The following is a 21,921-nucleotide window of genomic DNA, read 5'->3' on the forward strand; positions in this document are numbered from 1 at the left end:
GGCCGGCGCCGGTCGCCCAGCCCGCGCCAAGGCCGGTGGCCGTGGCGCCCGTCCCGGCCCCGCTGAAGCCGATCGTCGCCGCCAAACCCGCGGCGCCCCCGGTCAAGGCGCCGGTCGTGGCGCCGCTCCCCCCGACCGCCGCTCCCGCGCCGGCCACGGCCGCCGCCAAGTCCGGGCCCGCCGCCGCGCCGCAGACCCGGCTGCAGGCGCTGCAGGCGGCCGTCGCGCCGGAAGCCACCCGGGGCGCGACCCTGGCCACCGCCCCAAGCCTGGCCCAGGGCCAGGCGGGCCAGGTCACCCTGTCCCTGCCCGCCACGCTCGGCGACCTGATCAGGACGGAAGCCGCCAAGCTGGGCCTGGCCCAGGCGGCAAAAAAGGCCAGCGCCTACGCCGACCTGCGCGGCCAGGGCTACGAGATCACCCCGAACGGCCGCCAGACCGCCGTGGTCACGGCCGGCCAGCCGGCCACCTTCGCCTGGCAGGTCAAGCCGACCGACGCCGCCAAGGGTCCGCTGAAGACCGAGTTCGGCGTCGCGCTGGATGGAACCCAACCGGCCCAGGGCTTCACCCTGGGTTCGATCGCCCGGCAGGTCGCCCCGCTCAAGGACGCGGTGAAGGAAAAGGCCAAGGGCCTCGAGGCCGCCATGCCCGGCCTGGGCCCCTACGAGATGGTGGATGTCCCGGGCGTGGGCAAGCTGCCGGGCAAGTCGCTGCTGGGCGGGGCCCTGGTGCTGCTGGCCCTGCTGATCCTGGTGGCGATCTCGCGCAACGCCGCGGCCGCCAAGGCCAGGGTCGAGCGTCGCCGCAAGGCCCGCACCCTGACCGACTATGATCGCAACGGCCTGCCGTTCGAAACGCCGAGACCCGCCGAGGGCGGCCACGTCAACCCGATGGCCACGGCCGCCGGAGGCGCGGCGGTCGGCGCGGCGGCGGCCAGCGCGGCCGGCCATCGACCGCCGGAGCACAACCCGTTCGAAGCCCCGGCGTACGGAGACCACGGCCGTAGCGCTCATGATCCGGCTCCCCCCGCCGCCGGGGCCGTCCCTCCCGCCGTCCCTGGGCAAGACGCCCACGCGCGCAAGGAACTCGAGCCCACGGACTAAGGGATGCTTGCCAGACCCGCCCGCCTGACGCATTGAGGCCGCATGTTTGACGCGCTCCTCGCCCAGGTGGGCGGACTGAACGGTCCGTTCGCCGCCTTCCTTTCCGTCCTGATGATCGACCTCGTCCTGGCGGGCGACAATGCGGTGGCCGTGGGCCTGGCGGCTGGCGGCCTGCCCGCCAAGGACCGCCGCAAGGTTATCCTCTATGGCCTGGGCGCCGCCGTGGTGCTGCGCATCAGCTTCGCCCTGATCACCACCTGGCTGCTGGGCGTGATCGGCCTGCTGCTGGCCGGCGGCGTGCTGCTGCTGTGGGTCTGCTGGAAGATGTGGCGCGAACTGCGCGAGCAGATCACCCATGACCAGGAAAACGCCCAGGCCATCCTCGACAACGATCCGACCACCGAGCCGCGCGCCAAGCCGGCCAAGACCTTCCGGCAGGCCTTCGTGCAGGTGCTGATCGCCGACGTCTCGATGTCGCTGGACAACGTGCTGGCCGTGGCCGGCGCGGCCCGCGAGCATCCGGCCATCCTGGTGTTCGGCCTGCTGCTGTCGATCGTCCTGATGGGCGTGGCCGCCACCGCCATCGCCAACCTGCTGCACAAACACCGCTGGATCGGCTTCGTCGGCCTGGCCATCGTGCTCTACGTCGCCGTGCACATGATCTGGGAAGGCCACCGCAGCGTGGTCATCGACCTGCACAAGACCGACGCCTACAACGCCGCCGCGCCGTCGTTCCTGGACATCACGCCGGACGAGCTGGCGACGCACAACAAGCACAAGAAATGACGCGCGGCCCGGCCCTGGTCGTCCGCCTGGCCGCGCTCAGCGGTTTCCTGGCCGTGGCCTTCGGGGCCTTCGCCGCCCACGGCGCCAGGGACGCCCGCGCGGCCGAGCTGCTGCACACCGGATCGCTGTACCAGATGACCCACGCCCTGGCGGTGTTCGGCTGGCTGGCGTTGCGCCAAATCAGCCAGGACAAGGCCGGCGGCAAGATGAGCGTGACCGTCCCCGTGCTGTTCCTGGCCGGAACCGTGCTGTTCTCGGGTTCGCTCTACGCCCTGGCCTTCGGCGCGCCGCGCGGTCTCGGCATGGTCACGCCGTTCGGCGGCCTGTGCTTCCTGGCCGGCTGGCTCCTGCTGGCCTGGCGCGCGGGGACGATCGTCGATCGCCAGTCCTAGGCGGCCGCCTTGCCGCGCCGGTCCTTGGGGACCGCCAGGCCGAAGATCGCCAGGCTGGAGCCCACCAGGCACGCGAACATCACCGCCGCCACCGGCCTGGGCGTGCCGTCGTGCAGCAGGCCGCCCGCCCATGAAGCCAGGGCGCCGGCTCCGAACGAGATGCCGCCCATCAGGGCCGAGGTCGAGCCGGCCCGGCTGGGGTCGACGCTCAGCGCTCCGGCCATGGTGTTGCCGCTCATCAGGCCATAGGTGGACAGGGCCGCGAACAGCAGCGGCAGGACCGTGAACTGTCCGCCCACCCCGCTCCAGGCGGCTGCGACCAGCAGCAGGGCGGCGATGATCGAGGCGATGCTGGCCCGCACCAGCACCCGATCCGGCGTCGAGCGGCGCAGCAGCAGGCGGTTGACCTGGCTGGCCCCGATGATGCCCACCGCGTTGAGGGCGAAGACGATGTTGAACACCAGCGGCGCGTGGCCGTAGGTCCCCATCACCAGGTCCGGCGCCGTCGAGATGTAGGTGAACAGGGTGGCGCCGTTCAGCGCCCCCGCCAGGCCGTAGCCCACCAGCCGCTTCTGACGCAGCAGGGCCAGATAGGCGCGGAACGGGTTCTCGGATCGGGCCTGAATCGCCGTGGCCTCCGATCGCGACTCCGCCAGGCTCAGCGTGATCCACAGGCCGATCAGCAGGCCGAAGGCCACCAGCGTCCAGAACACGCCGCGCCAGCCGGCCAGGAACTGGACGACCCCGCCGAACTGCGGGGCCAGCACCGGAGCCAGGCCCATGATCAGGGTCATCATCGACAGGACCCGCGCCGTGTCGGCGTGGTTGAACTTGTCGCGCACCACGGCTCGAGCGATCACCGGTCCCGCGCAGCCGCCCAGGGCCTGGACGAAGCGGGCGACGATCAGCACCTGGATCGAAGGGGCCATGGCGCAGGCCACCGAGGCCGCGACAAAGATGCCGATCCCCAGCAGCAGCGGCAGGCGGCGTCCGAACCGGTCCGAGGCCGGGCCGTACAGGAACTGGCCGATCGCCATGCCGGCGAAGAACGCCGCCAGGGTGGCCTGCACGTCCTCCGGCCCCGCGTGCAGGGTCCGGCCGATGTCCGGCATGCTGGACAGATACATGTCGATCGACATCGGCGCGAAGGCCGTCAGGGCGCCCAGCATCAGGACAAGCCGCCAGGGCGTGGCGGCGGGCGCGGACGGTGCGTTCTCGGTCATGGACGCGCTTTTACGCTTGTTTTCCCCAGGGGTAAGTCCTTGACCGTGGGAATCGCGGCCTTGCCCGGCGGGACGTCCGCCCGCAAGGTGATCGCCAATAACATAAGCAGGAAACGCCATGACCCAGCTTGCGCCGCCGATGCCCGATCCTTCGTTCGCGCCGATCAACGGAATCCGTATGGCCTATTACGAAGCCGGGCCACGGGTCGGCGTCCCGATCGTGCTGTGCCACGGCTTCCCCGAGTTCTCCTATTCCTGGCGCTGGCAGATCGCGGCCCTCGCGGCGGCGGGGCGCTGGGTGATCGTTCCCGACCAGCGCGGCTATGGCCTGACCGACCGTCCCGAGGCGGTCGAGGACTACGACATGGCCCACCTGACCGGCGACCTGGTCGGACTGCTGGACCACCTGGGCGTGGAGAAGGCGGTGTTCTGCGGCCACGACTGGGGGGGCCTCGTGGTCTGGCAGATGCCGCTGATGCACCCCGACCGGGTGGCGGGGGTCGTCGGCGTCAACACCCCGTTCCTGCCGCGCCTGTCCGTCGACCCGATCACCGCCTTCCGCCACGCGTTCGGCGAGGACATGTACATCGTCCACTTCCAGAAGCCCGGCGTGGCCGACGCCCAGTTGGCCGCCGACGTCGACAGGACCATGCGCTACTTCATGCGCAAGCCGACCGGCGTCCAGGCCGCCTTCACCAGCGGCGAGACCAACGGGCGCTCGCTGGCCTTGCAGGACGGCCTGGCCCGCTACGACGTCGCCGACGATTCCAGTCAGTTGCTGGCGCCCGAAGAGCTGAAGGTGTTCGTCGAGACCTTCCAGCGCACGGGTTTCACCGGCGGGATCAACTGGTACCGCAACTTCGTGCGCAACTGGGAGCACGCCGAGCATCTGCCGACGCGGATCGACGGGATCCCTTGCCTGATGATCATGGCCGAGCACGACGTGGTGCTGCCGCCCTCCCTGGCCGACCGCATGGGCGACCAGGTCTCGGACCTGGAGAAGGTGCTGATCGCGGGCAGCGGCCACTGGACCCAGCAGGAAAAGCCCGACGAGGTGAACGCCATCCTGATCGACTGGCTGGGTCGGCGGTTCCCGACCTAAGCCTTGTCCGCCGCCAGGATCTCCGCGCGCCGCCGCATCGCCGCCGCCATCTGCAGCATCGCCAGGGCCGAGGTCTCGTCGCGCTCGGCGGCGCGCACGGTGTAGAGCTGGGCCATCACCTGCAGCGAGATGACCTTGTCCAGGCCCTCGGGGCCCATCATCTCGGCGATCGCGCGGTCAAGCTCGGCCAGCTGGCGCGGGGTCAGCATCTCGAGCAGTTCGTCGTCGCTGAGGTCTTCGGGGTTGTTCATGACTCGGGAGAATACGGAAAAGCGGCGCGGGTGGCGACGGCCTCCGGCCGTGGGTTCGCGGGGCGGCGGGGCAAGGCGCGCGGCCGGCTCGGGCGAATGACCTCCTCGCGCCGTTCCCTCGCGGCCCGAAACGGGTTTAGGGTTGCGCCATGGATCGTAACGCTTCCGCCCCGCCCATGTCCGCCAACGGTCGCCGCGGCCTGTTTCGCGACATCGAGCCCTTCTCGTTCGGCTGGCTGGGCGCCGACGGTCCGCACGAGATCTACTACGAGGAATGCGGCGCGCCGCGCGGCAAGCCGGCGGTGATCCTGCACGGCGGCCCCGGCGGGGCGGTCAATCCGACCATGCGGCGGTTCTTCGATCCCAGCCGCTGGCGCATGGCGCTGTTCGACCAGCGCGGCTGCGGCCGCTCGCGTCCCAACGCCAGCCTCGAGGACAACACCACCTGGGCCCTGATCGCCGACATCGAGCGGCTGCGCGTGCACCTGGGCGTCGAGAAGTGGACGGTGTTCGGCGGCTCCTGGGGCTCGACCCTGGCCCTGGCCTACGCCATCACCCATCCCGACCGGGTCGAGGCCCTGGTGCTGCGCGGCATCTTCCTGCTGACCCAAAAGGAGTTGCGCTGGTTCTACCAGGACGGCGCCTCGATGCTGTTCCCCGACGCCTGGGAGCGGTTCCTGGCGCCGATCCCCGTCGAGGAGCGCGGCGACCTGATGGCCGCCTATCACAAGCGCCTGACCCACCCCGACCGCCGCGTCCAGGCCGAGGCGGCGGGGGCCTGGAGCCAGTGGGAGGGCGACACCATCTCGCTGCGCGGCCCCGAAGCGCGTCCGCCGAAGTTCAACGAAGAGGACTTCGCCATCGCCTTCGCGCGGATCGAATGCCACTTCTTCGCCAATGGCGGGTTCTTCGAGGAGGACGGCTGGATCCTGAAGAACATCGACCGGATCCGGCACATCCCGGCTTGGATCGTCCAGGGCCGCTTCGACGTGGTCACGCCGCTGGACAGCGCCTGGTCCCTGCACCGGGCCTGGCCGCAGGCCAGCTTCGAGATCGTCTGGGACGCGGGCCACGCCTCGACCGAGCCCGGCGTCATCGACGGCCTGGTGCGGGCGACGAACGCGGCGCTGAACGTCTAGAGTCGCGCCTTCGAACGGCGCGCCATCCCCTCGCGGACCGACACGCCGAGCAGCACCGCCGTCGTGGCGATCGACAGGACCAGCGGGCTGAGCGCCAGGCTGAACGCCCCCAGGACCGCCAGCGCCAGCAGGCCGGCGACTTGCGCCGGCGACCAGGCCCGGAACACGGCCCGCTTGAACAGCACGCCGCCCAGCAGGAACAGGAATGGCCCGCCGACCAGGGCCAGAGCCGTCTTCAGGTCGGTGTGGCCCAGCGGATGGTGGATCGTCCACTCGTCGGCCACCGCCGTGACGATGACGCCAGCGATGGGCAGCAGGTGGATGTAGGTATAGGCCTCGCGCGCCACGCGGCCGGGGTTCTTGGCGTGGCTGATCGCCTCGCTGGCGGCCTCGGCCATGAACGAGAAATAGATCCACCACATGGCCAGGCTGCCGGCGAACGCGGCCAGGAAGGCGGCGATGACCACCGGCGTCCAGGCCAGGGTCGCGGTGGTCGCGCCCATGACCAGGATCGACTCGCCCAGGGCGATGATCGTGAACAGGGCGCAGCGCTCGGCCAGGTGGCCGCCCTCGACGTCCCACTCCTCGGCCCGGGCCCGGCCCAGGCCCGGGGTCCAGAACCCCAGGGCCGGTGAGATGTATTCCAGGGCCAGCGCTCCGCCCCACAGGGCCAGCCGCGCGCCGCCCTCGGCCAGGCCGCCCGCGATCCACAGCACGCCTGACGCGACGAACCAGGCGGAGATGCGGGTGAAGTTGCGGCTCTGGAAGGGATGGCCCCGCATCGCCCAGGCGGTGAACAGGCTGCGGCCCAGCTGGATCGCCACGAAGGCCAGGGCGAAGATCAGGCCGCGCTCGCCGAACGCCTTGGGGATCGACATGGTCATGACCATGCCCACCACCATCACCACCAGCAGCATGATCCGCACGGGGGTCCGCTCGGGGTCCAGCCAGTTGGTGACCCAGGCCGTGAAGATCCAGGCCCACCAGACGGCCATCAGCAGCAGGCCGGTCTCGACCAGGCCCAGCAGGCTGGGATGGGCCATCAGGCCGTGCGACAGTTGGGTGACCGCGAACACGAACACCAGGTCGAAGAACAGCTCGACATAGGTGACCCGCGCGTGGCCGCCCGAGGCGCGGTCGCGAAGCATGTGGCGGCGTGGCATGGCGGCGTTCCCTCCGGGTGAGTCGGGAGCCTAGCGTCAGCGCGGTCAGGATCGAACGTTTTGTCGCCCGGCGCGCTTTGTCAGCATGGACGCTTCGGTTCTCCTCCCCCATCGCGCCGCGCTGGTCGGCGCCGCCGTCGCCCTGGCGGTCGGGCTGACGGGCGGCCTGGCCCTCAGGACCGGCGCCCAGACCGCGCCGCAGATCGAGACCCTTTTCGCATCCGGCCCCGCCTACGACCAGGTCCAGCCGGTCGCCTGGCCCAGCGGCAAGGTTCCCGACTACGTGGTCGGCACCGACTTCCTCCCCGACCAGCAGGCCGGCCAGCCGCCCGTGGTCGTGGCCTCGTACGAGGTCCCGGAATATGTCCCGGCCGCCTGGACCGAGCCGGCGCCGGAGCCGGCGGCCCACGCTGAAGCCCCGCCCGTTCGGCCGGTGGAGCCCGCGGGCCGGACGTGGCCGTCGACCGCCGGCGACATCCTGGACATCCGCCTACCCGAGGATGCGCCGCAAGCGCCCGAACCGCCGCCGGCGATCGCCGCGCCGGAAGCGCCCAGCGCGCCCATGGCGGTCGCGGCCGCCTACTAGCCTGCCTAGCCGCCCTCCGAACGCCCCCAAGGCCAAGCTCGGCCTCGCCCTTGCTGCCAACGGCTCCAACCCACGGCGCCTGTCCCATTTCGCGCCAGGACCTGGATCGAAATGGCGGACACGCAGCAGCAGCACGACGAACCGCCCGACCTCTGGCGCAAGCTGGAGGCGCTGGCCTGCGGCTTCGTGCTGTTCATGCTGTCCAACGCCCTGATCGGCCCGCTGCTGGATCCGCTGCAGGCGGGCGGCGAGAACATTCCCGTCCTGCGGCTGATGTGGCTGCCCGTCTACGCCCTGATCCTGGGCCTGGCCGCCTGGCGGGCCCCGCAGCTGATGCGGTTCTGGTTTCCGGCCGTGATGCTCAGCCTGCTGGTCTTCTGGGTGTACGCCTCGGCCTCGTGGTCGCTGAACCCGGACACTACCAACCGCCGCGCCCTGGCGGCGGCCTTCACCACCCTGTTCGGCTTCTATTTCGCCGCCAGCTTCGATGGCCGGCGGATGGCCGAGATCATCGCCACCACCTTCCTGCTGCTGGCCGCGGCCGGCCTCATGGCCGCCGTCGCCTATCCGAAGATGGGGGTGCAGCACGACATCAACGCCGGCGACTGGCGCGGCCTCTGGTACGAGAAGAACCAGATGGGCGCGATGATGGTCTACGGCGCCCTGGCCGCCATGGCCGCGCTGCTGGCCGGCTCGACCCGGCGCCAGCAGATGGTCTTCACCATCGTGCTGTGCGCGGCGATGCTGCTGATGAGCAAGTCCAAGACCTCGCTGCTGGCCCTGATGATCGGCCTGTGCGGCTCGATGCTGCTGGCGGCGATGCGGCGCGGCCCGGCCACGGCGGTGATCGTCGTCTGGCTGGGCGTCACGGTCGCCATCACGGCGGCCATGGTCATGTGGCTGGCCCCCGAACTGCTGTTCAAGGCCCTGGGCAAGGACCCGTCCCTGACCGGCCGCACCGACATCTGGGCCGCCCTGCTGCGCCAGTCGGCCAAGCATCCGCTGACCGGCTACGGCTACGGCGTGTTCTGGACGCTGGATTCCGTCCCCGCCAACTGGATCCGCAAGGAGACCGGCTGGCTGGTGCCCAGCGCTCACAACGGCTGGCTGGACATCCTGGCCCAGCTGGGCTGGATCGGGGTGGGCCTGTGCGCCCTGGTGCTGGTCGGGCCGCTGCTGGTCGCCCTGTTCCGGTTTCGCCGGGTGCAGGACGGCTATTGGGCCACCCTGTTCCTGGCCATCTTCCTGATGACCACCTTTTCCGAGAGCTTCATCCTGGAGCGCAACGGCATTGTCTGGTCCCTGGCCTGCGCGGCGGTGACGCGCCTACTGGGATCCGTGTGGACGCTGGGCCCGCGATCCGAAAAGCCCGACCGTCGCCCGCTGGTCGCCGCCCCGCCCCTGGCCTGGAGCCTGGCCCCGCCAGAGTCCGAGACGGAGCCCGAGCCCGAGATCCGGACGCCCGAGCCGGCGCGCCGCCCGGCCTTCGCGCCCACATTTGGCAAGCGCGCGGTCTCGCCTTTCGGCGCTTAGCCCGCTACTGGAGCGACATGACCGACTATACGCCCCAGCAGATCGTCGCCCGCGGCGCGCGCGCCGACGCCGAAGCCGCCGCCGACGCCATCGACAACCACCCCGGCCTCGAGGGCGCCACCTACTCGATCCTGGAAGAGGACGAGGACAAGGGCGTCTGGCGCATCGACGCCTTCCCCACCACCGACGAGGAAGACGCGGGCCTGCTGGAGGTTCTGGCCGGCTATCCCCTGAAGGTGGTGCGCGAGCAGCTGGCCGACGCCGACTGGCTGGCCATGGCGCTGTCGGGCCTGCCGCCGGTGCGCGCCGGCCGGTTCTTCGTCTACGGCATGCACGACCGCGGCCGTCTGCCGGCCAGCACCGTCAACCTGCGCATCGAGGCCGGCGCGGCCTTCGGCACCGGCCACCACGGCACGACCGTCGGCTGCCTGCTGGCCTATGACCGGCTGATCAAGGCGCGGAAGTTCAACAAGGTGCTCGACGTCGGGGCCGGCACCGGCCTGCTGGCCATCGCCGCCGCTCGCACCGGTTCGAAGATCGCGGTGGGCACCGACATCGACAAGCCCAGCGTGCGGATTTCTCGGGAGAACGCGAAGGTCAACCGGGCCAACGCCCGGTTCGTCCACGCCTCGGGCCTGTCCAACCGCCTGGTGGCCGACAACGCCCCCTACGACCTGGTGTTCGCCAACATCCTGGCCCGCCCCCTGATCAGCCTGGCCCAGGACATCAAGACCGCCCTGGTCCCCGGCGGCACGGTGATCCTGTCGGGCCTGCTGCGCACCCAGGAGCGGATGGTCAAGGCCGCCTACGTCTCGCGGGGCTTCAAGGTCGTCAACCGCATCCACCGCGACGCCTGGGCGGCGCTGGTGCTGCAGCGCAAATAGGTTGTGATCACAAAACTTCTTCTATAGGTTGATCAAGAAGGCAATCTTGGAGAATTTTCATGGGCAGGACGTTCGCAAGGCTGTCGTTGATAGCACTGCTGTCGATCAGTGGCTCAATCAGCGCCCAGGCCACCGAAGTGATCATTCCGGCCCTGAAGACCGCGGATAATTCCGCGTGCGTTGTATCGATGGCGACTTGCGCGGCCGACAACTACGCCGTCTTCAACCATCGCCTTAATTTCGCGACGGGTGACGACAAGGGCTTCATCATTCCCTCCGGCATCTATCCCGTACCATCGCTCATCATCGCCCGGAACGCCTCGCTGCGGGGCGCGGGTCCGGGGATCACCGTGCTCAAATACGTCCCCGTCACGGGCCACGCGCTGGGCGCTGTCCTGGCGTTGGCGTCCACCCAAGGCAAGATCACGGTATCCGTCTCGAATCTCTCCGTCGACGGTTCGGGGGTCGCCGACGGCATTTCGGTCAAGGACACTCAGCACGCGCATATCGACCACGTCTCCGCAATCGACGTGGTATGGGGCGTCAAGGTGCGAGAGGCCAATATCGGCCTGACCATTTCCAACGTCTCGATCAGGAACCAGGCGACCACTTCCCTGATGGGAGGCGTCCTGATCGGCCAGTTCGTCAATCCGCCGGCGGTCACCCAAAGCAATATCGACACCTTCCTCAGCAGTATCCAGGTCGAAGGGGACTATGACCCGGTCACTCGCCCGTCGCCGACATGCCAGCAAGGCATCGTCATCTACAGCGGCGCGTCGGGCGTCTACGGCACAAAGGTCTCGGCGGTTCGCTGCGACACCGGCTTCATTGTCGACACCTATCCTGGGGCGCCCAACTGCGCGAACGACGCTGAGCCTTGCAAGCCAGAGTGGATCTTCTGCACTGACTGCCTGGCCGACACAAACCGCACGACGGGATGGCTGTTCTCTGCCGCACGTGGGGTGACACTCGACGGCTCATGGAACGGACTGGCGGGCCAGGCCGGCGTCGTGCTGGACAAGGTAACCTCGACGACAATCACGGGTCTGAAAAGTCACAACAACGGCGCGGAAGGGCTGAAGATTACCGCCAACGCCAATGAGGTCGTCGTCGCCAACAGCCTTTTCAATGGCAACGGCAAGGTGGCGGCGAGCGGCTCGCGCTATGGCCTGCTTACCGAAGGCGACAACGTAATCCTGCACAGCAACATCATCAGCAACGTCCAGAACATCATTACCCCAGGTTCCTTTCCGGCCCTGGATTGCGGCATCAAGGCTAAGCAAGGTCGCACCCTAGGCGCCAGCGTGACCGACAATCTGGTGCGCCATGCCATCACGCCGGTCTGCATCGTCCCCTGACACTGCGCGTAACCGCGCGGGAGAAGGAACGCCCTTCCTTCCACCCACGTTTCTCCAAGCGGGACATCTCGCTCCAGGAGCAAACGTCATGACCTATGTCGATCCCAACGCGCCCCATACCGAGCGCGTGGTTCGTGTCCGCCGTGAAGGCGGGACGACCGGCTGGTTCGTGGCCGGGGCCGTGGCCATCGTGGCCATCGTCGCCGTGGCCTTCATGCTAACCGTCGGGTCGCGCACCCCCGACCAGGACCAACTCCTCCAGGCCCAGGAGCAGGGGCGCGCCGTCGGCGTGATGGAAGGCGCCCAGACCGGCGCCGGCCAGGCCGCCGTCGTCGCCCAGCAGGCGGCCCGCGACGCCAGCGCCGCCGCCGACAGCGCCCGCCGCTCGACCGAGAACACGGCCGCCAACGCCGCCCAGGCCGCCCACGACGCTGCCGCCCGCGCCGCCTCTTCGCGCGACGACACCCTGGCCCCGTCGGCCGATCCGAACGTCCAAGCCCCGCCGGCCCAGCAACCGCAGCCGGTGAACTAGGCTCCCGATCGCAACCCGCCCCTTCCCAGGTCGAAGGGGCGGGACTAAATCGGAGGCATGCGCCAGACCTTCGATGAATCCACCGATCCGGGCTTCGGTCCCCGCCACGTTCCCCTGATCCGCGCCGCCATGGCCCGCCAGGGCCTGGACGGCTTCCTCGTGCCGCACGAGGACGAGCACCAGAACGAATACCTGCCTGCCGCCAACGACCGCCTGGCCTGGGCCAGCGGCTTCACCGGCTCGGCCGGGGCCGGGGTGATCCTCAAGGACCGCGCCGCCGTGTTCGTCGACGGCCGCTACACCCTGCAGGTGCGCGAGCAGGTCGACCAGGGCGTGTTCGAGATCCGCGACCTGGTCGAGGGCGGCGTGCCGGCCTATCTGGAAACCGCCTCCAGGGGCGCGGTGATCGGCTACGACGCCCGCCTGCACAGCCCGCAGGCCCTGGACGGCCTGAAGGCCGCCGCCGCCAGGGCCGGCGCGGCGCTGAAGCCCGTGGCCGTCAACCCGATCGACGAGGCCTGGGGCGCCGAGCGTCCCGCCCAGCCCGCCGCGCCGGTCGTGCCGCATCCGGTCCAGTACGCCGGCGAGGTGTCGGCCTCCAAGCGCGCCCGCGTCGGCTCGGCCGTCGCGGCCCTGGGCGCCCAGGCCGCCGTGATCACCGCCCCAGCCTCGATCGCCTGGCTGTTCAACATCCGCGGCGGCGACGTGATCCGCTCGCCCCTGCCGCTGTCCCAGGCCGTGCTGCGCGCCGACGGCACGGCGCGGCTGTTCCTCGACCCCGCCAAGGTCACGGACGAACTTCCGGTCTGGCTGGGCAATCAGGTGTCGCTGGAAAGCCCTGAGGCCCTGGACGCCGCCCTGGCCGAACTGGCGGGCCAGAAGGTGGTGGTCGACCCGGCCCAGTCCTCGGCCTGGTACTTCGACACCCTGGCCGCCGCCGGCGCCGAGGTGGTCCGCGCCATGGATCCCTGCACCCTGCCGCGCGCCTGCAAGAACGCGGTCGAGATCGCCGGCACGATCGAGGCCCACAAGCGCGACGGCGCGGCCCTGACCCGGTTCCTGCACTGGCTGGCCACCGAGGGCCAGGTCAATCCGCCGGACGAGAAGGAGGCCGTGGCCAAGCTGGAAGCGTTCCGCGAGGCGACCGGCGTGCTCAAGGACCTCAGCTTCGACACCATCGGCGCGGCCAACGGCCACGGCGCCCTGCCCCACTATCGCCCGACCGAGCGCAGCAACCAGCGCGCCGCCCTGGGGTCCCTGCTGCTGGTCGACAGCGGCGGCCAGTATCTGGACGGCACCACCGACGTCACCCGCACGGTGGCCATCGGCGAGCCGACGGCCGAGATGGTCACCCGCAACACCCTGGTGCTGAAGGGCCACCTGGCCATCGCCCGCCTGCGCTTCCCGGCCGGCACCACCGGCTCGGCCATCGACGCCTTAGCCCGCGCCGCGCTCTGGAGCCACGGCCTGGACTACGACCACGGCACCGGCCACGGCGTCGGGGTCTATCTGGGCGTCCACGAGGGGCCCCAGCGGATCAGCAAGGCCCCCAACACGGTGGCCCTGCAGCCGGGCATGATCGTCTCCAACGAGCCGGGCTACTACAAGGACGGCGAGTACGGCATCCGCATCGAGAACCTCGAGGTGGTGATGCCGGCCGAAGCGGTCGGGACGGGCGACCGCCCGATGCACCGCTTCCACGCCCTGACCCTGGCCCCGATCGACCGGCGGCTGGTGGACAAGAGCCTGCTGAGCCCCGAGGAGATCGCCCAGTTCGACGCCTATCACGCGCGGGTGGTCAAGGAGATCGGGCCGCGGGTGGAGCCGGAGGTGCGGGCCTGGCTGGAAGAGGTCTGCGCGCCGCTTTAGGGTGCGACCCGTAGGGGGCAAGTGTCATGTCCCCCGGGGCTTGGCCCGTGTCGTCGGTGTCGCCCCCGCCGGGTCGTCCGGCCAGACGTGCCGCGGATAGCGCCCCTTCATCTCGGTCTTCACCTCGCGCCACGAGCCCTTCCAGAAGCCCGGCAGGTCCCGCGTGATCTGGATCGGCTTGTGGCCCGGCGACAGAAGGGCCAGCACCAGCGGCGCGCCGCCCACCGTCGGATGGGCGGTCAGGCCGAACAGCTCCTGCACCCGCACGTCGACGCGCGGACCGCCGTCGGCGGCGTAGTCGATGGCGAAGCTGGAGCCGGTCGGCGCGGTAAACCGGGCCGGCGCCTCGGCGTCCAGGCGGCGGTGCAGGTCCCAGGGGACCAGAGTGCGGATCGCGTCCGCCAGGGCGGGGTCGGAAAGCTGCGACAGGGCCGAGCGGCCCGCCAGCAGCGGCTCCAGCCATTCCGTCCGACGCGCCAGCAGGGCCGCGTCCGACAGGTCCGGCCAGGTCTCGGGGTCGCGGTCCCGCAGGAAGGCCACGCGGCGGCGCAGGGCCCAGGCGCCCTCCCCCAGCGGCACGGCCGACAGCCCTTCGCGCTCGACCTGGGCCAGCAGGGCCTGGACCACCAGGCCCGGATCCACCTTGTCCAGCAGCCGCTCTTCGACCACCAGCTTGCCCAGGCGCAGCAGGCGGCGGGCGCGGACCTTGCCCCTGGCGTCGGGCTCCAGCCGGTCCTCGGCGACCAGCCGGTCGGCGAAGGCCTCGCGCAGGGCGGCCTCGTCCAGCGGTGCGGCCAGCAGGATCCGGTCGCGGGCCTCGCCGCCGCCCAGCTCGCCCACCGCCAGCCAGGTCTCGCGGGCCAGGGCATCGGTCGGCTCCAGATAGACGCCGCGCCCGCCGGCCAGCTGGTACTCGCCGGGCTTGCCCCGCGCCCGGGCCACCCGCTCCGGATAGGCTTCGGCCAGGAGCAGGGCGTCGTCCAGCGGCGCGGCGCCCGAGGCGCGGCCGGCCGAGCGCGCCCAGCGTTCGGACAAGGTTCGGGCGTCCCGCGCCCTGGGCGAGCGGTCGCGATCGAAGCTCTCCAATCGATGGCGCAGGTCGACGTCGCGGCCGCCCAGGCCCTGCTCGCTGAGCACGGCGGCGATCTTCGCGCCCCGCTCGGCCTGGCCCGAGGCGGCGGCGCGGACCACCATGTGGGCCAGGCGCGGGGCCAGCGGCATGTCGGCCAGGGCCCGGCCGTGAGCGGTCAGGCCGCCCTGCCCGTCCAGCGCCTGCAAGCGGTTGAGCAGGGTTCGCGCCTCGTTGAACGCGGCGGTCGGCGGCTTGTCGAGGAAGGCCAGGTCGGCGGCGTCGCGCGCCCCCCAACGGGCCAGGTTCAAGGCCAGGCTCGACAAGTCGGCCTCGAGGATTTCCGGCCGGGCGAAGGCCGGCAGGGCCCGGGTCTCCGGCTCGTCCCACAGGCGGTAGCAGACGCCCGGCCCGGTACGGCCGGCCCGGCCCCGGCGCTGGTCGGCGGCGGCGCGGCTGACGCGCACGGTCTCCAGCCGGGTCAGGCCGCTGGACGGGTCGAAGCGCGGCACGCGGGCCAGGCCGCAGTCGATCACCACCCGCACGCCCTCGATGGTCAGGCTGGTCTCGGCGATCGAGGTGGCCAGCACCACCTTGCGCCGCCCCGGCGCGGCAGGGGCCACGGCGCGGTCCTGCTCGGCGGGCTCCAGCGCGCCATAGAGCGGCGCGACATCGACCTCGGGCCGCCGCAGCCGTTCGCGCAGCAAGGACTCGGTCCGCCGGATCTCGCCCTGGCCCGGCAGGAAGACCAGCAGGCTCCCGGCCTCCTCGGCCAGGGCCCGCTCGACGGCGCGGACAACCCGCTCCTCCAGGCGTTGGCGCTCATCGCGGCCCAGATAGCGGGTGTCGACCGGGAACATCCGTCCCTGGCTCTCGACGATCGGCGCCTCGTCCAGCAGGGTCGAGATCCGCGCCCCGTCCAAGGTGGCCGACATGACCAGAATCTTCAGGTCCTCGCGCACCAGCCCTTGCGCGTCGCGGGCCAGGGCCAGGCCCAGGTCGGCGTCGAGGCTGCGCTCGTGGAACTCGTCGAAGATCACCGCCGCCACGCCGTCCAGGCCCGGATCGTCGAGAATCATCCGGGTGAAGACGCCCTCGGTCACCACCTCGACCCGGGTCCTGGCCGAGACCTTCGACTGCAGCCTGACCCGGAACCCCACGGTCTCGCCGACGCTCTCGCCCAGGCTCTGGGCCATGCGCGCGGCGGCGGCCCGCGCGGCCAGGCGGCGCGGCTCCAGCATGACGATCTTGCCGCCGGCGGCCCAGGCCTGGTCCAACAGGGCCAGCGGCACGACCGTGGTCTTGCCCGCGCCGGGCGGGGCGACCAGCACGGCGGCCTCGCGGCCGGCGAGCGCCAACTTCAAGGCCGGCAAGGCTTCGTGGATGGGAAGGGTCACGCGGCGTGGTTTAAGGGCGGCGCGGCAAATCACCAAGCGCCAGCCGCCGAACTTCGATCGTTCCGCCGAGCGCCCAACCGTGAGGCAGCAACGGCTAGGAAGCGTGCTGCGGCGCAGCAACCGCGCGGCAGGTCATGGCCCTTATTGCGCACAGCGGGGCGAACAATTACGCACGCCCTCCGCTTTACCTTGACCGCGTCCCTGTAACCGGGTCACGGTCCGCAAAATTTATCTACGCGGCCCCCGGGGGTGGCCGCGGGTCTCTGGAGGAAATATGTGGCGCGTTAAGTCACTGGATGCGATTCTAGCCACGGCCAAGAAGAAGTCGTTGCATCGCTCTCTCGGCCCCATTCAGCTGACTCTGCTGGGCGTGGGCGCGATCATCGGCACGGGGATCTTCGTGCTCACCGCCGCCGCCGCCCAGAAGGCCGGCCCGGGCATGATGTGGAGCTTCGTGATCGCCGGCGCCGTCTGCGCCATCGCCGCGCTCTGCTACTCGGAACTGGCTTCGATGCTGCCCGTGTCGGGCTCGGCCTACACCTACACCTACGCCGTGATGGGCGAACTGCTGGCCTGGATGGTCGGCTGGGCGCTGATCCTGGAATATGCGGTCGCCGCCAGCGCCGTCTCGGTCGGATGGTCGGGCTACTTCCTCGGATTGATCGAGAACGCCCTCCACTTCCATTGGCCCGACCTGCTGAGATCCGGGCCCGCCTGGTCGATGAACGGCTTCGTGCCGGCCGCCGACTTCAGCAAGGGCATCGTCAACATCCCGGCCATCCTGGTGGCCCTGGCCGTGACCGCCCTGCTGGTCCGCGGCACCACCGAGAGCGCCCGGGTCAACGCCATCCTGGTCGTGATCAAGGTCACGGCCCTGACGGCTTTCGTCATCCTGACCATCCCTGTGCTCAAGACCGGCAACTTCTCGCCCTTCACCCCCAACGGCTGGTTCGGCCCGCACGGGACGACGGGGATGGGCGTGGTCGGCGCCGCCGCCTCGATCTTCTTCGCCTATGTCGGCTTCGATGCGGTCTCGACCGCCGCCGAGGAGACCAAGAACCCGCAGCGCAACGTGCCGATCGGCCTGATCGGCAGCCTGGGGATCTGCACCGTCTTCTATCTGCTGGTCGCCGCCGGCGCGATCGGCGCCATCGGCGCCCAGCCGGTGTTGGCCCTGGACGGCTCGGTCGTCCAGCCCGGCTCGGCCGCCTTCCAGGCCGCCTGCGCCACCGCCGCCAACGCCGATCGCCTGGTCTGCTCCAACGAGGCCCTCGCCCACGTGCTGCGCGAGATCAACTGGCCCGTCGTCGGCAACCTGCTGGGCCTGGCCGCCAACCTGGCCCTGCCCTCGGTCATCCTCATGATGATCTACGGCCAGACCCGCATCTTCTTCGTCATGGCTCGAGACGGCCTGCTGCCGCAAAGCTGGGCCACCATCCACCCGAAGTGGAAGACGCCGCACATCGTGACGATCTTCACCGGCGTCTGCGTCGCCATCGCCGCGGCCTTCTTCCCGGTGGGCCAGTTGGCCGACATCTCCAACTCCGGCACCCTGTTCGCCTTCTTCATGGTGGCGATCGCGGTGATGGTGCTGCGCGTGAAGGACCCGAACCGTCCGCGTCCGTTCAAGACCCCGGCGATCTGGATCATCGCGCCCCTGGCCATGGTCGGCTGCGCGGGCCTCTACTTCAACCTGCCGCTCGAGGCGATGGCCGTCCTGCCGATCTGGGGCGGGCTGGGCCTGTTGATCTACTTCGCCTACGGCTTCCGCAAAAGCCACGTCGGCCGCGGCATCACCGACGAGGTCCACGAGCTGGATCCCGACGCGCCGCCCACCGGCGTGCCCGGCGTGGACTGAGATTAGGACTTGAACGGGCGTTCATAACGCTTAGTTCGGGCGGGCGGGGATCTTCGGGTCCCCGCCCGTTTTCGTTGGGAGCCCGCTTGAAAAGGATTTGGGCATGACCGAGATGCCGATCCGCGCCGTCATCGCGCCGGTCACGCCGCTGCAGCAGAACTGCACGATCGTCTGGTGCGCCAAGACGATGAAGGCCGCCGTGATCGATCCGGGCGGCGAGGTTCCCCGGCTGATGAAGGCGCTGGAAGACCAGGGCCTGACCCTGGAGAAGATCTGGATCACCCACGGCCACATGGACCACGCCGGCGGCGCGGCCGAACTCAAGCGCCTGACCGGCGTGCCGATCGAGGGACCGCACAAGGACGATCAGTTCTGGATCGACCGTATCCAGGAGAGCGGCGAGATGTACGGGATCCCCGAGGCGCGGATCTTTGTCACCGACCGCTGGCTGGAAGACGGCGACGTCGTCACCCTGGGCGAGACCCAGTTCGAGGTGCTGCACTGCCCCGGCCATACGCCGGGCCACGTGATCTTCTTCCACCGCCAGGCGCGCTTCGCCCAGGTCGGGGACGTGCTGTTCAAGGGCTCGATCGGCCGAACGGACTTCCCGCGCGGCAACCACCAGGACCTGCTGGACGCCATCACCGGCAAGCTGTGGCCGCTGGGCGACGACGTCCAGTTCGTGCCGGGCCACGGCCCGATGTCGACCTTCGGCGCCGAGCGGCGGTCCAACCCGTTCGTCGGCGATCGGGCGATCGAGGCGATGGCCGCCCAGGGCCGGGACTACGCGGCGCCGGTCAACCGCTCGCCGGGCTAGCGCGATCGCTAGTTTGGCGGGCCGGGGCGAGCGGGCAGTTCGGCTTGGCTGAGTTCGCCGTTCTTGTCGGCGTCGAGCGCGGCGAAGCGGGCCTTGGCGGCGGCCAGGGCTTCGGCCTCGGTGATCTTGCCGTCGTGGTCGGCGTCCATGGCGCTCAAGGCGGCGCTCCCGCCGCCGCCCCTGCCCGCGTCCGGACGCTCGGCGCGGCGCGCTTCCATCCGCTTCTGGATCGCGGCCAGCTCCTCGGCGTCGATCACGCCGTCATGATTGGCGTCCAGGCGCTGGAATCGCGCCTTGGCGGCGGCGTCGAACTCCTGGGCGCTGACCACGCCGTCGCCGTTGGCGTCCTGGTTTCCGCGCGGCCCCTGGGCATGGGCCAGCCCGGCGACGGCGGCGAGGGAAAGGGCGGTCAGGGCCCTCGGCAAGAGGCGGGGCATGGGCTGTCTCCAGGCAACAATTGCGAGGATTGGTCGCATGCGCGGGTTGCTTCCCTGTTGCAGCCGTGAAATCTGCTGGAGACAGGGGCGTGGAAAGAGCAAGTCATGGAAAGTTCGCAAGATCCCGCGACGGCCTCCGCCGCCGTCTCCACGCCCGGCCAAAACACCCTTGGCCAGAACACCGATCCGGCGCGCGGCGCCCGCATCCTGATCGTCGACGACGATCCGGGCATCCGCGACGTCGTGGCCGACTTCCTGGGTCGCCACGGCTACGCCATCGACACCGCCTCCGACTCCCGGACCATGGAACAGGCCCTGGCCCGTGGCCCGGTCGACCTGGTGGTGCTGGACATCATGCTGCCGGGCGAGGACGGCCTGGCCATCTGCCGCCGCCTGTCGGCCGCCGAGGGTCCGGCCATCATCATGCTGTCGGCCATGGGCGAGGAGACCGACCGCATCGTCGGGCTGGAGCTGGGCGCCGACGACTATCTGCCCAAGCCGTGCAATCCGCGCGAACTGCTGGCTCGGATCCGCGCCGTGCTGCGCCGCCGCCAGGAGCCGCGGACGGTCGACGACGGCATGGGCGCGGCCTGCGAATTCGCCGGCTGGCGTCTGGACCTGGTGCGCCGCGAACTGCGCTCGCCCCAGTCGGTGGTGGTCAACCTGTCCAGCGGCGAGTTCTCGCTGCTGCGCGCCTTCGTCGAACGGCCGCAGCGGGTGCTGACCCGCGACCAGTTGCTGGACCTGGCCCGGGGCCGCGAGAGCGACGCCTATGACCGGGCCATCGACGTCCAGATCAGCCGCCTGCGCCGCAAGCTCGACGACGGCGGCGGCGGCGAGCTGATCCGCACCATCCGCAGCGAAGGCTACATGTTCACGTCCAAGGTGACCCGCACTCCATGACCGAACGTGTTCGGGTGAGGGGCCCGGGCAGCGCGCCGCTGTTCGTCCAGGCCCTGGGCCTGGTCATCGCGACCCTGGTGGCGGCGCAGCTGATCGCCATCGCCGTGGTCTTCAACCTGCCGCCGCCGCCGCCCGAGATCTATCGATTGAGCGAGATCGCCCGCGCCGTGAAGAGCGGCGCCACGGTCCAGCCGCGCGACGGCCGGGCCCTGCTGATCCGCCGCCACGCCGGCCCGATCCGGGGCCTGGTCGACAACCGCCGTCGCGCCGAGTTCAAGGCCGCCCTGGCCCGCGAGGTCGGGGTCGATCCGGCGCGGATCGAGATGGACGTCGACACCGGACCCCGCTTCTTCGTTCGCGCCCAGAAGCGCACCTTCGTCCAGGACCTGCCGCGAGAGCGCCGGGCGCGGGGCGCGCCGGGCGATCCCGACGGCCCGCGAGGCGACCAGGATCCGGGCCGTCCCGGCGGTCCGGGCGGTCCGCCCAACGGCTTTGGCGGCCCGCCCCGTGGGCAGCGCCTGGACGGTCCGCGCGACGAGCCGTTCATCGTCGGCGACTTCAAACTCGCCATCCATCAGGACGACGGTCGCTGGACCCTGATCGAGCCCAAGCCGGCCATCCGCTTCGACAGTTGGCAACAGCGGATCCTGCTGATCCTGGTGCTGTCGATGCTGTGCGTCTCGCCCCTGGCCTGGCTGTTCGCCCGCCGCCTGTCGGGCCCGATCAGCGCCTTCGCCGGCGCCGCCGAGCGGCTGGGCCGCGACCCGCGCGCCGCGCCGCTGGAGCTGAAAGGCTCGGCCGAGGTCATCGCCGCCGCCAACGCCTTCAACATGATGCAGGAGCGCCTGCGCCGCTATGTCGAGGACAGAACGGCGATGATCGGCGCGGTGGCCCACGACCTGCGCACGCCCCTGACCCGCCTGCGCTTCCGAATCGAGGCCGTGCCGGACGACGTCCGCGCCAAGCTGGCCTCGGACATCGACCAGATGGAGGCGATGATCGCCGCCACCATGGCCTTCGTGCGCGACACCACACGTCCGGCCGAACGCACCCGGCTGGAACTGGCCTCGCTGCTGGAAAGCATCATCGACGAGGCCGCGGAGACCGGCGGCCAGGCGTCGGTGGAACTGGGCGAGAAGATCATCATCGACGGCGACCCCGTCGCGCTTCGCCGCCTGCTGACCAACCTGGTCGAAAACGGCCTGAAGTACGGCGGCGCCGTCCAGGGGCGGGTCCGGGCCGAGGGCCGGCTGGCGGTGATCGAGATCGACGACAACGGCCCCGGCATCGTCCCGGCCGAGCTGGATCGCGTGTTCGAGCCGTTCTTCCGCAGCGAGCCGTCGCGCAATCGCGAGACCGGCGGGATCGGGCTAGGTCTGGCCGTCGTTCGCTCGGTGGCGCGCGCCCACGGCGGCGACGTCACCCTGCACAACCGCCCCGAAGGCGGATTGCGCGCTCGGGTCGAACTGCCGTTCTAGACGAGGATACGCAACGGACAAGCAAGTCGCCGGTTTGTTGC

Annotated in this window: 19 protein-coding genes and 1 pseudogene; 15 read left to right on the forward strand and 5 right to left on the reverse strand. The window is 70.6% G+C overall.

Annotation, left to right across the window (positions count from 1 at the left end; all coding sequences use genetic code 11):
• From AC07NX_RS17990 to AC07NX_RS18000, 3 genes and pseudogenes are all read left to right on the forward strand, one after another.
• A pseudogene (locus tag AC07NX_RS17990) lies at positions 1–1,103 on the forward strand (hypothetical protein); the annotation flags it as partial.
• A 42-nt stretch (positions 1,104–1,145) separates the two neighbouring features.
• The gene (locus tag AC07NX_RS17995) at positions 1,146–1,889 is read left to right on the forward strand and encodes a TerC family protein (protein ID WP_494643623.1); all 744 of its coding nucleotides are present in this window, start codon (positions 1,146–1,148) and stop codon (positions 1,887–1,889) included.
• Entirely contained in the window at positions 1,886–2,281 is a 396-nt protein-coding gene (locus AC07NX_RS18000; protein ID WP_494643624.1) for a DUF423 domain-containing protein, read from the forward strand. The genes AC07NX_RS17995 and AC07NX_RS18000 overlap by 4 nt, the downstream gene beginning before the upstream one ends.
• On the opposite strand, the gene AC07NX_RS18005 is transcribed toward AC07NX_RS18000, so the two are convergent.
• A complete protein-coding gene (locus AC07NX_RS18005; RefSeq protein ID WP_494643625.1) occupies positions 2,278–3,504 on the reverse strand; it encodes a multidrug effflux MFS transporter in 1,227 nt (408 codons plus the stop codon). The two genes, AC07NX_RS18000 and AC07NX_RS18005, sit on opposite strands and share 4 nt — an antisense overlap.
• A 118-nt stretch (positions 3,505–3,622) precedes the next feature.
• Between AC07NX_RS18005 and AC07NX_RS18010 the strand changes: the two genes are divergently transcribed.
• Entirely contained in the window at positions 3,623–4,606 is a 984-nt protein-coding gene (locus AC07NX_RS18010; RefSeq protein WP_494643627.1) for an alpha/beta fold hydrolase, read from the forward strand.
• Here AC07NX_RS18010 and AC07NX_RS18015 read toward each other — a convergent pair.
• Positions 4,603–4,857, reverse strand: a complete 255-nt coding sequence (locus tag AC07NX_RS18015; RefSeq protein WP_494643628.1) for a low temperature requirement protein A — start codon at positions 4,855–4,857, stop codon at positions 4,603–4,605. The genes AC07NX_RS18010 and AC07NX_RS18015 overlap by 4 nt on opposite strands.
• A 149-nt stretch (positions 4,858–5,006) precedes the next feature.
• Between AC07NX_RS18015 and pip the strand changes: the two genes are divergently transcribed.
• Positions 5,007–5,996: a prolyl aminopeptidase gene (pip, locus tag AC07NX_RS18020; protein ID WP_494643629.1), complete on the forward strand. Its 990-nt coding sequence runs from the start codon at positions 5,007–5,009 to the stop codon at positions 5,994–5,996.
• Here the strand turns inward: pip and AC07NX_RS18025 are convergent.
• Complete coding sequence (locus AC07NX_RS18025) at positions 5,993–7,159, reverse strand: low temperature requirement protein A (protein ID WP_494643631.1); 1,167 nt, start codon at positions 7,157–7,159, stop codon at positions 5,993–5,995. The genes pip and AC07NX_RS18025 overlap by 4 nt on opposite strands.
• Positions 7,160–7,244: 85 nt before the next feature.
• Between AC07NX_RS18025 and AC07NX_RS18030 the strand changes: the two genes are divergently transcribed.
• The 6 genes from AC07NX_RS18030 to AC07NX_RS18055 all read left to right on the forward strand — a co-directional run bounded on the left by AC07NX_RS18030 (position 7,245) and on the right by AC07NX_RS18055 (position 13,921).
• Complete coding sequence (locus AC07NX_RS18030; RefSeq protein ID WP_494643633.1) at positions 7,245–7,745, forward strand: hypothetical protein; 501 nt, start codon at positions 7,245–7,247, stop codon at positions 7,743–7,745.
• Between the two features lie 111 nt (positions 7,746–7,856).
• Positions 7,857–9,278, forward strand: coding sequence for an O-antigen ligase family protein (locus AC07NX_RS18035; RefSeq protein WP_494643634.1), 1,422 nt, complete (start codon positions 7,857–7,859; stop codon positions 9,276–9,278).
• Positions 9,279–9,295: 17 nt separating this feature from the next.
• A complete protein-coding gene (locus AC07NX_RS18040) occupies positions 9,296–10,162 on the forward strand; it encodes a 50S ribosomal protein L11 methyltransferase (RefSeq protein ID WP_494643635.1) in 867 nt (288 codons plus the stop codon).
• A 59-nt stretch (positions 10,163–10,221) separates the two neighbouring features.
• Positions 10,222–11,520, forward strand: a complete 1,299-nt coding sequence (locus tag AC07NX_RS18045) for a hypothetical protein (RefSeq protein WP_494643637.1) — start codon at positions 10,222–10,224, stop codon at positions 11,518–11,520.
• 88 nt (positions 11,521–11,608) lie between these two features.
• Positions 11,609–12,052, forward strand: a complete 444-nt coding sequence (locus tag AC07NX_RS18050) for a hypothetical protein (protein ID WP_494643638.1) — start codon at positions 11,609–11,611, stop codon at positions 12,050–12,052.
• 57 nt (positions 12,053–12,109) lie between these two features.
• Positions 12,110–13,921, forward strand: a complete 1,812-nt coding sequence (locus tag AC07NX_RS18055) for an aminopeptidase P family protein (protein ID WP_494643639.1) — start codon at positions 12,110–12,112, stop codon at positions 13,919–13,921.
• Between the two features lie 24 nt (positions 13,922–13,945).
• On the opposite strand, the gene hrpB is transcribed toward AC07NX_RS18055, so the two are convergent.
• On the reverse strand, positions 13,946–16,387 hold the full coding sequence (gene hrpB / locus AC07NX_RS18060) for an ATP-dependent helicase HrpB (protein ID WP_494643641.1): 2,442 nt from the start codon (positions 16,385–16,387) through the stop codon (positions 13,946–13,948).
• A 274-nt stretch (positions 16,388–16,661) separates the two neighbouring features.
• Between hrpB and AC07NX_RS18065 the strand changes: the two genes are divergently transcribed.
• Entirely contained in the window at positions 16,662–18,245 is a 1,584-nt protein-coding gene (locus tag AC07NX_RS18065; protein ID WP_494643642.1) for an amino acid permease, read from the forward strand.
• A gap of 103 nt (positions 18,246–18,348) precedes the next feature.
• Positions 18,349–19,062, forward strand: a complete 714-nt coding sequence (locus tag AC07NX_RS18070) for an MBL fold metallo-hydrolase (RefSeq protein WP_494643643.1) — start codon at positions 18,349–18,351, stop codon at positions 19,060–19,062.
• Between the two features lie 8 nt (positions 19,063–19,070).
• On the opposite strand, the gene AC07NX_RS18075 is transcribed toward AC07NX_RS18070, so the two are convergent.
• Positions 19,071–19,499 carry an EF-hand domain-containing protein gene (locus tag AC07NX_RS18075; protein ID WP_494643644.1) on the reverse strand — a complete coding sequence of 143 codons (429 nt, stop codon included), beginning with the start codon at positions 19,497–19,499 and terminating at the stop codon, positions 19,071–19,073.
• A gap of 105 nt (positions 19,500–19,604) precedes the next feature.
• Between AC07NX_RS18075 and AC07NX_RS18080 the strand changes: the two genes are divergently transcribed.
• Positions 19,605–20,402 (forward strand): response regulator, encoded by a 798-nt coding sequence (locus AC07NX_RS18080; protein ID WP_494643646.1) that lies wholly within the window; start codon positions 19,605–19,607, stop codon positions 20,400–20,402.
• A complete protein-coding gene (locus AC07NX_RS18085; protein WP_494643647.1) occupies positions 20,399–21,880 on the forward strand; it encodes an ATP-binding protein in 1,482 nt (493 codons plus the stop codon). Before AC07NX_RS18080 ends, AC07NX_RS18085 begins: the two co-directional genes overlap by 4 nt.
• The last annotated feature ends 41 nt before the right edge of the window (positions 21,881–21,921 follow it).

The organism is Caulobacter sp. GW821-FHT09A05, from assembly GCF_059418465.1.

Bases quoted from the DNA above. Each gene is read 5' to 3' on its own strand.
- AC07NX_RS17995 (WP_494643623.1), top strand. From the start codon at position 1,146: ATGTTTGACGCGCTCCTCGCCCAGGTGGGCGGACTGAACGGTCCGTTC.
- AC07NX_RS18000 (WP_494643624.1), top strand. From the start codon at position 1,886: ATGACGCGCGGCCCGGCCCTGGTCGTCCGCCTGGCCGCGCTCAGCGGT.
- AC07NX_RS18005 (WP_494643625.1), bottom strand. From the start codon at position 3,504: ATGACCGAGAACGCACCGTCCGCGCCCGCCGCCACGCCCTGGCGGCTT.
- AC07NX_RS18010 (WP_494643627.1), top strand. From the start codon at position 3,623: ATGACCCAGCTTGCGCCGCCGATGCCCGATCCTTCGTTCGCGCCGATC.
- AC07NX_RS18015 (WP_494643628.1), bottom strand. From the start codon at position 4,857: ATGAACAACCCCGAAGACCTCAGCGACGACGAACTGCTCGAGATGCTG.
- pip (WP_494643629.1), top strand. From the start codon at position 5,007: ATGGATCGTAACGCTTCCGCCCCGCCCATGTCCGCCAACGGTCGCCGC.
- AC07NX_RS18025 (WP_494643631.1), bottom strand. From the start codon at position 7,159: ATGCCACGCCGCCACATGCTTCGCGACCGCGCCTCGGGCGGCCACGCG.
- AC07NX_RS18030 (WP_494643633.1), top strand. From the start codon at position 7,245: ATGGACGCTTCGGTTCTCCTCCCCCATCGCGCCGCGCTGGTCGGCGCC.
- AC07NX_RS18035 (WP_494643634.1), top strand. From the start codon at position 7,857: ATGGCGGACACGCAGCAGCAGCACGACGAACCGCCCGACCTCTGGCGC.
- AC07NX_RS18040 (WP_494643635.1), top strand. From the start codon at position 9,296: ATGACCGACTATACGCCCCAGCAGATCGTCGCCCGCGGCGCGCGCGCC.
- AC07NX_RS18045 (WP_494643637.1), top strand. From the start codon at position 10,222: ATGGGCAGGACGTTCGCAAGGCTGTCGTTGATAGCACTGCTGTCGATC.
- AC07NX_RS18050 (WP_494643638.1), top strand. From the start codon at position 11,609: ATGACCTATGTCGATCCCAACGCGCCCCATACCGAGCGCGTGGTTCGT.
- AC07NX_RS18055 (WP_494643639.1), top strand. From the start codon at position 12,110: ATGCGCCAGACCTTCGATGAATCCACCGATCCGGGCTTCGGTCCCCGC.
- AC07NX_RS18065 (WP_494643642.1), top strand. From the start codon at position 16,662: ATGTGGCGCGTTAAGTCACTGGATGCGATTCTAGCCACGGCCAAGAAG.
- AC07NX_RS18070 (WP_494643643.1), top strand. From the start codon at position 18,349: ATGACCGAGATGCCGATCCGCGCCGTCATCGCGCCGGTCACGCCGCTG.
- AC07NX_RS18075 (WP_494643644.1), bottom strand. From the start codon at position 19,499: ATGCCCCGCCTCTTGCCGAGGGCCCTGACCGCCCTTTCCCTCGCCGCC.
- AC07NX_RS18080 (WP_494643646.1), top strand. From the start codon at position 19,605: ATGGAAAGTTCGCAAGATCCCGCGACGGCCTCCGCCGCCGTCTCCACG.
- AC07NX_RS18085 (WP_494643647.1), top strand. From the start codon at position 20,399: ATGACCGAACGTGTTCGGGTGAGGGGCCCGGGCAGCGCGCCGCTGTTC.